Source organism: Devosia enhydra, assembly GCF_900119845.1.
Taxonomy (GTDB): domain Bacteria; phylum Pseudomonadota; class Alphaproteobacteria; order Rhizobiales; family Devosiaceae; genus FPKU01.
Map to the genome: position 1 here is coordinate 565,005 of NZ_FPKU01000001.1, position 12,894 is coordinate 577,898.

At 65.8% G+C, this 12,894-nt stretch carries 12 protein-coding genes; 3 read left to right on the forward strand and 9 right to left on the reverse strand.

Annotated elements, in window-relative coordinates; genetic code table 11:
- Nucleotides 1-30: 30 nt before the first annotated feature.
- The 3 genes from BT183_RS02810 (at nucleotide 31) to BT183_RS02820 (ending at nucleotide 3,810) form a co-directional block, all read left to right on the forward strand.
- Nucleotides 31-951, forward strand: coding sequence for a tetratricopeptide repeat protein (locus BT183_RS02810; protein ID WP_072338874.1), 921 nt, complete (start codon nucleotides 31-33; stop codon nucleotides 949-951).
- A gap of 42 nt (nucleotides 952-993) precedes the next feature.
- A complete protein-coding gene (gene der / locus BT183_RS02815; protein ID WP_072341434.1) occupies nucleotides 994-2,427 on the forward strand; it encodes a ribosome biogenesis GTPase Der in 1,434 nt (477 codons plus the stop codon).
- A 120-nt stretch (nucleotides 2,428-2,547) separates the two neighbouring features.
- Entirely contained in the window at nucleotides 2,548-3,810 is a 1,263-nt protein-coding gene (locus tag BT183_RS02820; RefSeq protein WP_210185453.1) for a hemolysin family protein, read from the forward strand.
- 17 nt (nucleotides 3,811-3,827) lie between these two features.
- Here BT183_RS02820 and BT183_RS02825 read toward each other — a convergent pair whose 3' ends face one another.
- From BT183_RS02825 to rpsF, 9 genes are all read right to left on the reverse strand, one after another.
- Nucleotides 3,828-4,565 carry an SDR family NAD(P)-dependent oxidoreductase gene (locus tag BT183_RS02825; RefSeq protein WP_072341437.1) on the reverse strand — a complete coding sequence of 246 codons (738 nt, stop codon included), beginning with the start codon at nucleotides 4,563-4,565 and terminating at the stop codon, nucleotides 3,828-3,830.
- Between the two features lie 112 nt (nucleotides 4,566-4,677).
- Nucleotides 4,678-6,174: an amidophosphoribosyltransferase gene (gene purF / locus BT183_RS02830; protein ID WP_143145725.1), complete on the reverse strand. Its 1,497-nt coding sequence runs from the start codon at nucleotides 6,172-6,174 to the stop codon at nucleotides 4,678-4,680.
- 89 nt (nucleotides 6,175-6,263) lie between these two features.
- Nucleotides 6,264-6,881 carry a CvpA family protein gene (locus BT183_RS02835; RefSeq protein WP_072338877.1) on the reverse strand — a complete coding sequence of 206 codons (618 nt, stop codon included), beginning with the start codon at nucleotides 6,879-6,881 and terminating at the stop codon, nucleotides 6,264-6,266.
- Nucleotides 6,882-6,991: 110 nt separating this feature from the next.
- Nucleotides 6,992-8,380, reverse strand: coding sequence for a DNA repair protein RadA (radA, locus tag BT183_RS02840; RefSeq protein ID WP_072338878.1), 1,389 nt, complete (start codon nucleotides 8,378-8,380; stop codon nucleotides 6,992-6,994).
- Between the two features lie 77 nt (nucleotides 8,381-8,457).
- Nucleotides 8,458-9,579, reverse strand: coding sequence for an alanine racemase (gene alr, locus BT183_RS02845; protein ID WP_244545238.1), 1,122 nt, complete (start codon nucleotides 9,577-9,579; stop codon nucleotides 8,458-8,460).
- Nucleotides 9,580-9,581: 2 nt separating this feature from the next.
- Entirely contained in the window at nucleotides 9,582-11,069 is a 1,488-nt protein-coding gene (locus BT183_RS02850) for a replicative DNA helicase (RefSeq protein WP_072338880.1), read from the reverse strand.
- 243 nt (nucleotides 11,070-11,312) lie between these two features.
- On the reverse strand, nucleotides 11,313-11,882 hold the full coding sequence (rplI, locus tag BT183_RS02855; RefSeq protein ID WP_072338881.1) for a 50S ribosomal protein L9: 570 nt from the start codon (nucleotides 11,880-11,882) through the stop codon (nucleotides 11,313-11,315).
- 140 nt (nucleotides 11,883-12,022) lie between these two features.
- Nucleotides 12,023-12,277: a 30S ribosomal protein S18 gene (gene rpsR / locus BT183_RS02860; RefSeq protein ID WP_072338882.1), complete on the reverse strand. Its 255-nt coding sequence runs from the start codon at nucleotides 12,275-12,277 to the stop codon at nucleotides 12,023-12,025.
- Nucleotides 12,278-12,295: 18 nt separating this feature from the next.
- Nucleotides 12,296-12,688 carry a 30S ribosomal protein S6 gene (rpsF, locus tag BT183_RS02865; RefSeq protein ID WP_072338883.1) on the reverse strand — a complete coding sequence of 131 codons (393 nt, stop codon included), beginning with the start codon at nucleotides 12,686-12,688 and terminating at the stop codon, nucleotides 12,296-12,298.
- Nucleotides 12,689-12,894 lie beyond the last annotated feature (206 nt).

A 12,894-nucleotide genomic window follows, 5' to 3' on the forward strand; every position in this document is an offset into this window, starting at 1 on the left:
AAATTCGAACCATGCCAGCCAGGGCCGTAGATGAGCAACGACAGCATTCTCCGCGAAGTCGACGAGGAATTGCGCGGAGACCGCATGCGCAACCTCTGGCGGCGCTTCGGACCCTGGATCATCATTGCTGCCGTCGCCATCGTGCTGGCCGTCGCCGTCAACGAAGGCTGGAGCTGGTGGCAGCGCAGCACGACCGCGCAGGCGTCGGACACGTTCTATTCCGCGCTCGAGCTGGCCGAGCAGGGCGATGTGCCGGGTGCGATCAGCGCGCTCGATGCCATCGAGGCCACCGGCGCATCCGGATACCAGACGCTGGCGCGGTTCCGCGAAGCGGCTCTGCTGGCGCGCGATGGCCGGCGCGACGAGGCCGTGGCCGCCTATGACGCTCTTTCAACCTCGGTGACAGAGCCGCGCGTGCGTGAGCTGGCCTTCGTGCTGGCGGCCTCGCTGCTGGTTGATGGCGGCGATGTCTCGGCTGTGCGCCAGCGCATTGGCGGGCTCGAGGCGCCCGATAATCCCCTGCGCAACGTGGCCCGCGAGATCGTCGGGCTCACCCAATATGCATCGGGCGAGATCGATGGCTCGCTCGAGACCTTCGAGGCCCTGCTGGCTGATCCGCTGGTCAACCAGGACCTTGCCGGACGTGTGCAGATTTACGTGATGCAGCTTCTCGCCGAAGGCGCCGGCAATCCCGAGCAGCGGGCCGCCGCCGAGGCTGCCGCGGCCGGCGCTGCTGAAGCCGGAGCCGCTGCTGAAGCGACCGACCTGCCGCCGCAGCCCTCCGTCACCGAACTGGCGCCGCTTTTGCCGCCCGCTGTCGACGTGCCTGCCGCCCCTGTGCCGGAGACTGCTGAGCCGGTGGCCCAGACGGGCCCGGCCGCCGACACCATTGTTCCGGAAGTGCCGCAGGCCCCGGCGAATGCCGGCGCCTCGCCGACCAACGCAAACTGAACCGGCGCGGCTTTTTCGCCGCGGCGCATGGAGACTGAAAGCATGAGCGTCCTCGTGGCCATTGTGGGCCGGCCAAATGTCGGCAAGTCGACGCTCTTCAACCGGCTGGTGGGGCGCCGCATCGCGCTTGTTGACGACACACCCGGTGTCACCCGCGACCGGCGCGAGGCCGATGGCCGCATCGGCGACCTGCGCTTCAAGGTGCTCGATACCGCCGGTTATGAGGATGTCACCGATGGCAGCCTCGAAGATCGCATGCGCCAGCAGACCGAGATGGCGATCCGCGACGCCGACGTCATCCTGTTCATGATCGATGCGCGCGCCGGGGTCACCCCGCTCGATGAGCGCTTTGCGCAGGTGTTGCGCAAGGCCGGCAAGGCCGTGCACCTCGTGGGCAACAAGGCCGAGGGCCGGGGCGCCGAGCCCGGCCTCGTCGAGGCCTACCGGCTCGGATTTGGCGAGCCCATCGCGCTTTCGGCCGAGCATGGGCTGGGGCTGGCGGATCTGCACGCCATCGTTTCTGAGGCGGTCGAAAAGGCCGAAGCCGACAAGGCGGATGGCCCCCAAGCGCTCGAGGATCTGCTGCCTGCCGTCGATGTCGACCTGCCCGAGGATGACGGGTCGACCGAAGACGGACCGGCGCCGCGCTGGAATCCCAACCGCTATCTCAGCGTCGCCATCGTCGGGCGGCCCAATGCTGGCAAATCGACGCTGATCAATACCATGGTCGGCGAAGACCGGCTGCTGACGGGCCCCGAAGCCGGTATCACCCGGGATTCCATCCTCGTGCCCTGGGAGTGGAAGGGCCGGGTGATCAACCTTGTCGATACGGCGGGCATCCGCCGGCGCTCCCGCGTCCAGGAAAAGCTCGAAAAGCTCGCCGTAAGCGATTCGTTGCGCTCGATCCAATATGCCGAAGTCGTGGTGCTGCTGCTCGATGCCACCATTCCGTTCGAAAAGCAGGATCTGACGCTCGCCGATCTCGTGGAGCGCGAGGGGCGCGCCATGGTGATCGCCGTCAACAAATGGGATCTGATCGAAGACAAGAACAAGGCGCTGGCCGAACTGCGCGAAGCCTGCGAGCGGCTCTTGCCGCAGCTGCGTGGCGTTCCGCTGGTCACGATCTCGGGTCTCACCGGGCGCAATATCGACCGGTTGATGGATGCCATCTTCTCGGTGGAGCGGGCCTGGAACAGCCACGTCTCGACCGCACGGCTCAATCGCTGGCTCGCCGGCATGATTGAAGGCCATCCGCCTCCGGCCGTCTCGGGCCGCCGGCTCAAGCTGCGCTACATGACCCAGGCCAAGATCCGCCCGCCGAGCTTCATCCTGTTTTCGTCCCGCCCCGATGCGCTACCGGCCTCATACCAGCGCTACCTCGTCAACGGGCTGCGGGAAACCTTCGAGATGCCGGGCACGCCGATCCGGCTCTGGGTGCGCGGGGGCAAGAACCCCTATGTCAAGGATGCGAAATAAAGCGTTTTCGGCGCCGGCTATTCCCACGAACCGATGATTGCCTTATGAGTCGGCGCCCTGAAGCAACCCGATGCTGATTGCGGGTCTGCAGGAGCTTTTTTCGACGTGTACGTCGAACTTATTATTGTGGCCGTCTTAACGGTCGTTAATGGCCTTCTCGCCATGTCCGAACTTGCCGTGGTGTCCTCACGCACGGCGCGCCTTCAGGTCCTCGCCGACAGGGGCAGCCGCGGCGCTGCCACGGCCATCAGGCTGGCGGCCGATCCGGGCAGATTTCTGTCATCGGTACAGATCGGGATCACGCTGGTCGGCGTGCTCTCGGGTGCCTTCTCGGGCGCCACGCTGGGCGGACGGCTCGGCGACTGGCTGATTTCCGTCGGCGTGGACCCCGGCCTGGCCGCACCCGCCGGCGTCGGCATCGTGGTGGTGGCCATCACCTATATGTCGCTGATTATCGGCGAGCTGGTACCCAAACAGATCGCGCTGCGCAATCCCGAGCTCGTCGCCTCCCGCGTTGCGCCTCTGATGGCGGGCATCGCGCTGGTCGCGGCGCCGATCGTCTGGTTCCTCGACGTTTCGGGCAAGCTCGTTCTGGCGCTTCTGGGCCAGAAGGGCGAGACGGAGGAGCGCGTGACCGAAGAGGAAGTGCGCAGCATCCTGACCGAAGCGACCACGGCCGGCGTTCTGGAAAGCGACGAGCGGGCGATGATCAGCGGCGTCATGCGTCTCGCCGATCGTTCCGCCCGCGGGCTGATGACACCGCGCCTCGATGTCGAGGTGCTGGACCTGGCAGACCCGCCGGAGGCCCTGCTCAAGCAGTTGCGCGAGACACGCCGCTCGACGCTGCCGGTGCAGGATGGCGAGGCCGACGCGATCGTCGGGGTCATGCAGGTCAAGGACCTGATCGAGATGTTTGCTTCGGGCAAGCCCTTCGAGCCGCGCTCGCTGGTGCGTCCAGCGCCGGTGGTGATGGACCGGGCCAGCGCGCTCGACCTCCTTCGCGCTATCCGCTCGGCCCCGGTGCATATGGCGCTGGTTTTCGACGAGTATGGCCATTTCGAAGGCATCGTCACGCCCAGCGACGTGCTCGAGGCCATCACCGGCTCCTTCCAGGAGGAGGATGGCGGCGAAAAGGCCTATGTCGCGCGCGACGACGGGTCGTATCTGGTTTCAGGCTGGATGCAGGTGGACGAGTTCGTGGAGCAGATCGGCGTGCCGATCGACCGCAACGACCGCTACGAGACCGTCGCCGGCTATATCCTCGCCCAGCTCGGCCATCTGCCGGAAGTGGGCGAGAAGTTCGATGCAAAAGGCTTCCGCTTCGAGGTGCTCGACCTAGACGGGCGGCGCATCGACAAGGTGATGGTCAGCCGCCTCGGCTGACGATCTCTGCCCGCGCGTCAGAGCGCGCGGGTCTCGCCCGACCTGATATCGAAAACCTGGCCCGTGCGATCATAGCGGGGCTCGATCATGTCGACGAGCGGGCCCGCGACATCCGCCGGTGTCGGCAGCGTCTCGGGATTTTCCCCCGGCATCGCCTTGGCCCGCATCGCGGTGCGCACCGCGCCGGGCAAAAACACATTGCAGCGTACCGCGGTGTGCGCGGTTTCCCCGGCATAGCTCTTGGCCAGGGCTTCCAGCGCTGCCTTGCTGGCCGCATAGGCGCCCCAATAGGGCTTTGCCGAGTGGGCAGCGCTTGATGACAGGAACACGGCGCGCCCGGCATTGGACTGGCGCAGCAGCAGGTCCATCGAGCGGATCAGCCGGTAGTTGGCCGTGACGTTGAGCCCGAAGATCTTGGTGAAGTCCTTGGGAGCGATATGGGGCAGGGGCGAGAGCACCCCGAGCATTCCGGCATTGCCGACCAGCCCGTCCAGCCGCTGCCAGCGTTCGAACAAAGCGGCGCCCAGCCGGTCGATGGCGTCGAAGTCGAGCAGGTCGAGCGGCACCAGCGTGGCCGACCCCCCGACCGCGGCGATAGCGTCATCGAGGTCTTCAAGGCCCCCCACCGTGCGGGCGATGGCGATGACATGCGCTCCGCGCCGAGCGGCCTCCAGAGCCGCCGCATAACCGATGCCGCGCGAGGCGCCTGTGACCAGCACGACACGGTCGGCAAGCGTGCGGGCAGGGTCGGTCATCATGGTCTCCGCGAAATGGTCTGGTGGGCGAGGCCTTCAATAGCTGGGCGCCCGGAAAAAGAAAGCAGCCGCACGGGTTATGCGGCTGCGGCCGATGGTCTCTGAAGCGGGCCTAGCCGGCTTCGCGCAGCAGCGAGACCGTCTTGGGATCGGACCGGCCGTTGCGGCCCTTGAGGTCCGTCAGCGCCGTGGGATAGTCGCCGGTGAAGTAGTGGTCGGTGAACTGCGGAGCGCGCGGATTGCGCGGCTCGCCACCCACCGCATCGTACAACCCGTCGATCGAGAGGAAGCCCAGCGAATCCGCGCCGATGAACTGGCACATCTCCGCGATGGTCCGGTGCTGGTTGGCGAGCAGCTTTTCGGGGTCGGGGGTATCGATGCCGTAATAATCGGAATGCGTGATCATCGGGCTCGCCACACGCATGTGCACTTCGCGCGCTCCGGCATCGCGAATCATCTGCACGATCTTGAGCGAGGTGGTGCCGCGCACGATGGAATCATCGACCAGCACGACCCGCTTGCCTTCGATCTCGGCGCGGTTGGCCGAATGCTTGAGCTTGACGCCAAAGGCACGGATCGACTGGGTCGGCTCGATGAAAGTGCGGCCGACATAATGATTGCGGATGATGCCGAGCTCGAATGGAATGCCCGATTGCTGGGCATAACCGATGGCGGCCGGCGTGCCGCCATCGGGCACCGGCACAACCACGTCGGCCTCGATTGGGGCCTCGCGCGCCAGATTGATGCCCATGCGCTTGCGCGCCGAATAGACATTGCGCCCTGCAACCACCGAATCCGGCCGGGCGAAATAGACGTATTCGAAGAGGCACACCCGCTCGCGCCGCGCCGGGAAGGGCTTGAAGCTGTCGATGGTGATCGACCCATCCGGCTGGATTTCGCAGACGACCACTTCGCCGTTTTCGACATCGCGCACGAATTTTGCGCCGATGATGTCGAGCGCGCAGGTCTCGGATGCAAAGATCGGGCGGCCATCGATTTCGCCCAGCACCAGCGGCCGGATGCCATTGGGGTCGCGCGCGCCGATGAGCTTGGTGCGCGTCATGGCGATCATCGCATAGGCACCCTCGATCGCACCCAGTGCGTCGATGAACCGATCCGACGACGAGGTGCGCTGCGAGCGGGCGATGAGATGCAGCACCACCTCGGTATCGGAGGTCGACTGGCAGATGGCACCCTGTGAAATGAGGCGGCGGCGCAGCGTCAGACCGTTGGTCAAATTGCCGTTGTGGGCGATGGCGATGCCGCCCACTTCGAGCTCGGCGAAGAGCGGCTGCACGTTGCGCAGGATGGTTTCGCCGGTGGTGGAATAGCGGACATGGCCCATCGCCATGTTGCCGGGGATGCGCGCGAGCGTAGCAGGGTTGGTGAAGTGATCGCCGACGAGGCCGAGCTGTCGCTCCGAATGGAACTGCCGCCCGTCGAAGCTGACGATGCCCGCCGCTTCCTGCCCGCGATGCTGCAGGGCATGCAGGCCCAGCGCGGTCAGGGTCGCCGCCTCGGGATGGCCGAGAATACCGAACACGCCGCACTCTTCGCGCAGCGTGTCGCCGTCGAACGGATGGTCGTCTCGCCGGGCTCCGGCGGAGATAAGATGATCGGTCACAGCCTTGCCTTCATGGGTCCTGGTCTGGCGGACTGGGGCGTCCACCCTGCGCTCCCCGCTGACGGCGTTTCCCGTCAGGTATTGGTCGTGGCCGGCGGAAGCGGACTGTCGTCTTCCGGTCCGTCGGTGCCGTCTTCCGGCGGCAAAGCCTCGTCTCCGGCGTCGCCGCGCTGGAGAATGTCGGTAACCTGCCGCTCGAGATCCTCGGGCAGGAGCGCGATCAGCTGATCGCCCAGATTGTTGAGCATCGGCAGCGAGCGCGAATCCCGGGCCCAGGTCGGCAGGCGGCTGTCTCCGCCCGGGCCGGTGGCACCCAGCAGCCAGGTGCCGAAAATCACGATCACGACGGCAATCAGCAGGCCCCTGAGCACGCCGAAGACGAAGCCGAGGGTGCGATCGAGCGGGCCGATCTTGCTGTCGACCACGAGGTCGGCAATGCGCATGGTGATGAGGTGAAGCACGATCAGCGCGACGATGAAGCTCACCACCACGGTGGCGATATCGGCGATCATCTGCTCGGCGATGAAGCCGCGCGCGATCTCGGGCTGGAACTGCCACATATAGATGGCGAAAGCGGCGGAGCCGGCCCAGGTGGCGAGCGACAGCACTTCGCGGGTCAGCCCGCGCGCCGTGGCGAGAATCGCCGAAATCAGGACGAGTACGCCGATTCCGACGTCGAGTGCGGTCAACATGGATCAGGGCTCGCCCGTGGGGTCTCTCTTGGGCTCCGTTTAGCCGCTAATTGTGGCGATGCCAAGCGTCTAGGTCCCCGCGCAGGGGTGAAGTTCACCGATTGCATCCCTCATTCGGCACCCCGTGCTTTTCCCTTCGATGCGATCATGCCCACGAGATCGAGCAACTGGCCATGCTCGCCATGGCGCAGGCCGGCAAGCCTGTCGCCCTCGCCAAGCCTGCCGCTGTGAGCGGCGGCAAAGCCCAGTTTCTGGGCTTCGCGCAGGCGCAGGCCCGCATGCACCACCGGCCGCACGCCACCCGCGAGCGAAATTTCGCCGAAATAGACCGCGTCATTGGGCAGCGGTGAGCCCGTGAGCGAGGAAATGAGCGCCGCGGCCACCGCGAGATCGGCGGCCGGTTCTGCGATGCGCAGGCCCCCCGCGACATTGAGATAGATGTCGTTGGCGCCGATCCTGACCCCGCAGCGGGTTTCGAGCACGGCCAGCACCATCGAGAGACGGCTCGAATCCCACCCCACCACGGCTCGCCTCGGCGTGCCGAGCGGGGAGGGCGCCACGAGCGCCTGGATTTCGACCAGCACTGGTCGCGTGCCCTCCATGCCGGCAAAGACCGCCGAGCCGGCCGCGCCCTCGTCGCGCTGGTCGAGAAACAGCGCCGACGGGTTGGCCACTTCGGACAAGCCCAGCGTCGTCATCTCGAAGACCCCGATCTCGTCGGTGGCCCCATAGCGGTTCTTCACCCCGCGCAGGATGCGGAAGGTGTGGCTCGAATCGCCCTCGAAATAGAGCACCGCATCGACCATGTGCTCGACCACGCGCGGCCCCGCGATCTGCCCGTCCTTGGTGACGTGACCCACGAGCACCACGGCAGCGCCGGATTTCTTGGCAAAGCGCGTCAGCGCCTGGGCCGATGTCCGCACCTGTGTCACCGTGCCCGGCGCGCTCTCCACCCTGTCGGTCCAGAGGGTCTGGATGGAATCGACGATCACCAGATGGGGGGCAGGGCCGGCTTCGAGGGTCGCGAGCACGATCTCGACATTGGTTTCCGCCGCGAGGTGGACATCGGCATCGCCCAGCCCCAGCCGCTGTGCGCGCAGCCGCACCTGGGCCACGGCCTCCTCGCCCGAGACATAGACGACGCGCCTGCCCCGGGCCGCCAGGGCCGCGGCTGCCTGCAACAGCAGCGTCGACTTGCCGATACCCGGATCACCACCCACCAGCAGCGCCGAGCCCATCACGAAGCCGCCCCCGGTGACGCGGTCGAGTTCCGCAATGCCGGTGACGATGCGCGCCGCGCTCTCGGTTTCGCCCTTGAGCGGAACTAGCGGCACGGCGCGATTGCCGGCCTTGGCCGATTTCGGGCCGGCACCGATGCCGCTGTCGACCAGTTCCTCGACGATGGCGTTCCATTCGCCGCAGGCATCGCACCGGCCCTGCCAGCGCGTATAGGCCGCCCCGCAGGATTGGCAGATGAAGGAAGATTTCGCCCGCGCCATGTCACGCCGCTCCAGTCGTCAGGGTGCAGCAATAGCGCCGAAGCGTCTGGCTTTCAAGAACGAAAAGGGAACGTCGCCTAATCGAGATAGCTGCGGACATAGCGCCCGCGGAGGCCCGTAAGGATCTCGTAGCCGATGGTGCCGGCGACATCGGCGTGCTCGTCCACTCCGATATTGGGGCCGATGATTTCCGCCATTTCTCCGGGAAGCGGCAGATCGGGCCCGAGATCGGTGACGTCGACGATGGTGGTGTCCATCGAGACCTTGCCCAGAACCGGTACGAACCGGTTGCGGATCACCATGCGCGCGCCTTGCCGGTTCTGGCTCGAGGACAGCCCGCGCAGAAAGCCGTCGGCATAGCCGATGGCGACGATCGCGATACGACTGTCGCGCGAAAGCGTGCGCGCCGCCCCATAGCCAACCGATTCCCCGGTGCGCGCTTCCTTGACCTGGAGAATGGGCGCTTCGAGGCGCACCACGGGCTGCATCGGATTGCGCCGGCCATTGACGGCGCGGCCGCCATAAAGCGCGATGCCGGGGCGCACCATCTGGAAGTGCATCTCACGGTTGGTCATGAGCCCGGCGGAATTGGCCAGCGAGGCGGGAACATTAGGGAACTGCGCAAGGACGGAGGTGAAGAGCGCCAGCTGCGTGCGGTTCTTTTCATGGGCCGGGGTGTCGGCGCAGGCCAGGTGGCTCATGATCATCTGCGGCGAATAGCCGATCTGCGTGATCATGCGGCGAACGACCGACGCCTCGTTGAGGCGGAAGCCAAGCCGGTTCATGCCGGTATCGAAATGCAGCGCCGCCGGCAGCGATTCATTGCGCGCGAGGCAGGCCTGCAACCATTCCTCGAGCATGTCGAGCGACGAAAGCGCCGGCATCAGCCGCTCGCCCACATAAAGGGCCGCGGCGCCGGGGAAGAGTCCATCGAGCACGAAGATATGCGCGTCGGGCAGCGTGGCGCGGACGGTCACCGCCTCATCGGGGGTGGCGGTGAAAAAGAAGCGCGCTCCGGCGGCATAAAGAGCGCGGGCCGACTGCACGAGGCCCGTGCCATAGGCGTCGGCCTTCACCACCGCGCCGGTCAGCGCGCCCTGGCTTACCCTGTTGAGCGCCTGCCAGTTGCGCTTCAGCGCCCCGAGATCAACGGTCAGCCGTGCGCCCAGCCCGGTCGTCGCGATCGCGGGGACCTGCATTCTCATTCCATCCTCTCGGGAAGGTAGTCGGCATGAGCAAGGTTTCCGAACCGGGTGAACTGCGCCTCGAAGCTCAGCTGCACGGTGCCGGTGGGCCCGTGGCGCTGCTTTCCGATGATCACTTCGGCCTTGCCGTGCACCTGCTCCATCTCCTCCTGCCACTTCAGGTGCTCAGGGGAGCCTTCCTTCGGTTCCTTGTTCTTGAGGTAGTACTCCTCGCGATAAACGAAAAGCACCACGTCGGCGTCCTGTTCGATGGAGCCCGATTCGCGAAGGTCGGCAAGCTGCGGATGCTTGTCGTCGCGGTTTTCCACCTGTCGGCTGAGCTGGGAGAGCGCGATGATGGGCACCTCGAGCTCCTTGGCGAGCGCCTTCAGCGTCGTGGTGATCTCGGTCAGCTCCTGCACCCGGTTCTCGTTGCCGCGCTTCGACGACCCCGACAGCAGCTGGAGATAATCGACGATCAGGAGGTCGAGCCCCTTTTGCCGCTTGAGCCGGCGGGCCCGCGCCGCCAGCTGGGCGACCGAGAGACCACCGGTGTCGTCAATATAGAGGGGCACCGTCGACATGAGGTTGGAGACTTCCACGAGTTTGTTGAACTGGCTCTCGTGGATGTTGCCGCGCCTGATGTCCGAGGACGAGATTTCCGCCTGCTCGGCGAGGATACGTGTGGCGAGCTGCTCGGCGCTCATTTCGAGGCTGAAGAACCCGACCTGTCCGCCTTCTTCGGTCTTGCGATGGCCATCGGGCGTGACCGTTCCGCGCCAGCTCTTGGCGACGTGGAAGGCGATGTTGGTGGCAAGCGAGGTCTTGCCCATGGCGGGGCGGGCCGCGAGAATGATGAGATCGCTGCGCTGCAAACCGCCCATCAGGCGGTCGAGATCATTGAGCCCGGTGGCCGTGCCCGAGAGCGTGCCATCGCGCCCATAGGCCTCGCCGGCCATGGTGATGGCATGCTTGAGCGCCTCGGAGAAATTGAGGAAGCCGCCGCCATAGGCGCCTTTTTCGGCAATCTCGAACAGCGCTTTCTCGGCCTCTTCGATCTGGCGGGCGGGGGTTGCCTCTACATCGGCGTCATAGGCGGTCGCCACCATCTCCTCGCCGATGAGGATCAGGTTTCGCCGGATCGCAAGATCGTAGATCACCTGTCCGAAATCGGCGGCGTTGATCACGGTGGTGGCGTTGGCGGCCAGCCGCCCCAGATACTGGTAGAGCGACATGTCCGGCAAAAGCTGCTCGGGGAGAAAGCTCTTGGCCGTCTCGGGCTTGGCGACCTTGCCGGCGCGGATGATCTTGCCCATCACCTCATAGATCTGGCGGTGGATGGGCTCGTAGAAATGCTCGGGCAGAAGGAAGTCCGAAACGCGGTAGAAGGCCTCGTTGTTCACCAAAATGGCGCCCAGCAGCGCCTGCTCGGCCTCTATGTTTTGCGGCGCGAGGCGGGTCGGCTTGTCTTCGTCCGGGCGGACGAGGCGAAGTTGTTCGGCCATGGGGGCGGTCGACTCGCTGGCTGTGGAGAAAAATGAACAAACATAGTGGCAGCCCCGTGGCCAGCCGCAAACACGGGCCGGCCCGGCCGGGGACACGTTTCGACCCTGGGCTGTGGCTTATGGGGACAACGGGGAAAACCCGCGATTCCGACTCGCCTCCGGGGAATCGCCCATGGGCGACTTTCCGGCAAACAAAAAGGCCGGGATCGCTCCCGGCCTTCGAACCCGTATCGATCGGCCTGATCAGGCCTCTTCGGCCTCGGCTTCGGCCGCGGCGGCCTGCTGGGCTTCGATGAAGGCCTGGTTGGCCTCGTCGTCATAATTGACGGCCGTCACGTCCTCGCCACGCGACTGGCGCTCGGCCTCGTCCTCGGAGCGGGCGACATTGACGTTGATCGAGACTTCGACTTCGGCGTGGAGGCTCAGCGGCACCGCATGCACGCCCACCGACTTGATCGGGTCGGCCAGGGTGATCTGCGAGCGGGTGACCTGGAAGCCGTCGGCCGAGAGCGCATCGGCGATGTCGCGCGAGGACACCGAGCCGTAGAGCTGGCCGGTTTCACCCGCCTGGCGGATGATGACGACCGTCTTGCCGTTGAGGCCTTCGGCGATGCCGGCAGCGGCCTCGCGGCGCTCCTGGTTGCGCTTTTCGATGTTGGCGCGTTCGCTCTGGAAGCGGGCGCGGTTGGCATCGGTGGCGCGCAGCGCCTTGCCCTGCGGCAGGAGGAAGTTGCGGGCAAAGCCGTCCTTTACGGTGACTTCGTCGCCGATATGGCCCATGCGGCCGACGCGCTCGAGAAGAATGACCTTCATGATCTCAAATCCTTGCTGTCCCGCCTCGACGGGCGGTTAGACGCAGCCGGACCATTCCGGTGCGCCAGCGGCAGGCCGGCACGGAGCGCCGGCTGCCCTTGAGGTCACTCCGAACAGTGCCGGAGCGACCTGAATGTGGCTTACTGAACCGCGTAGGGCATCAGGCCGATGAAGCGGGCGCGCTTGATGGCACGGGCCAGTTCGCGCTGCTTCTTGGCCGAGACGGCGGTGATGCGCGAGGGCACGATCTTGCCGCGCTCGGAGACGTAGCGCTGCAGGAGGCGCACATCCATGTAGTCGATCTTGGGCGCGTTGGCGCCCGAGAACGGGCAGGTCTTGCGGCGGCGCTGGAAGGGGCGGCGCGCCTGGGCGACGGTCAGGTCCTTGATGGCCATTTCTGTCTTCCTTCTCGATTAGAACCGACGGGGACGGCGTTCGCCGCCGAAGCGGTCGCCACCCGGGCGATCGCCGCGCTCGTCGCGGTCGCGCTTCTGCATCATCGCGGAGGGACCATCCTCGAGCTTGTCGACGCGCACGGTCATGAAGCGCAGGATGTCTTCGTTGATGCGCATCTGGCGTTCCATCTCGGCGACGGCAGCCGGGGGCGCGTCGATGTTGAGGAGCGAGTAATGCGCCTTGCGGTTCTTGCGGATGCGGTAGGAGAGGGACTTGAGGCCCCAATATTCGTTCTTGGTGACCTTGCCGCCGCCCGAGGTCAAGACGTCGGTGAGGGTCTTGGTCAGATCTTCGACCTGCTGGGCGGAAACGTCCTGCCGGGCGAGGAAGATATGCTCGTAAAGGGCCATGTGGCGCCTTCCTTCCATGAGGGTTTCACTCTCTATCCGCCCGGCGCGGAGCCCCTTTGAAGCCGGAAAGGCACCAAAGCAGTCTTCTAAAGAGCGGGAACACGGGAGGACGGGACATCCGTAAATGCCCTTTCGGCAATAGCCGACCCTCCGTTCAGCCCCCGGCCGAACGAATGCCGGCTCAATAGGCCATTAACGCCTGAGGC

What these genes read in the sequence shown, in the direction of transcription:
- rpsF (WP_072338883.1), bottom strand. Translation starts at nt 12,688, where the DNA reads ATGGCCCTTTACGAGCATATCTTCCTCGCCCGGCAGGACGTTTCCGCC.
- alr (WP_244545238.1), bottom strand. Translation starts at nt 9,579, where the DNA reads ATGCAGGTCCCCGCGATCGCGACGACCGGGCTGGGCGCACGGCTGACC.
- radA (WP_072338878.1), bottom strand. Translation starts at nt 8,380, where the DNA reads ATGGCGCGGGCGAAATCTTCCTTCATCTGCCAATCCTGCGGGGCGGCC.
- der (WP_072341434.1), top strand. Translation starts at nt 994, where the DNA reads ATGAGCGTCCTCGTGGCCATTGTGGGCCGGCCAAATGTCGGCAAGTCG.
- BT183_RS02810 (WP_072338874.1), top strand. Translation starts at nt 31, where the DNA reads ATGAGCAACGACAGCATTCTCCGCGAAGTCGACGAGGAATTGCGCGGA.
- BT183_RS02825 (WP_072341437.1), bottom strand. Translation starts at nt 4,565, where the DNA reads ATGACCGACCCTGCCCGCACGCTTGCCGACCGTGTCGTGCTGGTCACA.
- BT183_RS02835 (WP_072338877.1), bottom strand. Translation starts at nt 6,881, where the DNA reads ATGTTGACCGCACTCGACGTCGGAATCGGCGTACTCGTCCTGATTTCG.
- rpsR (WP_072338882.1), bottom strand. Translation starts at nt 12,277, where the DNA reads ATGGCCATCAAGGACCTGACCGTCGCCCAGGCGCGCCGCCCCTTCCAG.
- rplI (WP_072338881.1), bottom strand. Translation starts at nt 11,882, where the DNA reads ATGAAGGTCATTCTTCTCGAGCGCGTCGGCCGCATGGGCCATATCGGC.
- BT183_RS02850 (WP_072338880.1), bottom strand. Translation starts at nt 11,069, where the DNA reads ATGGCCGAACAACTTCGCCTCGTCCGCCCGGACGAAGACAAGCCGACC.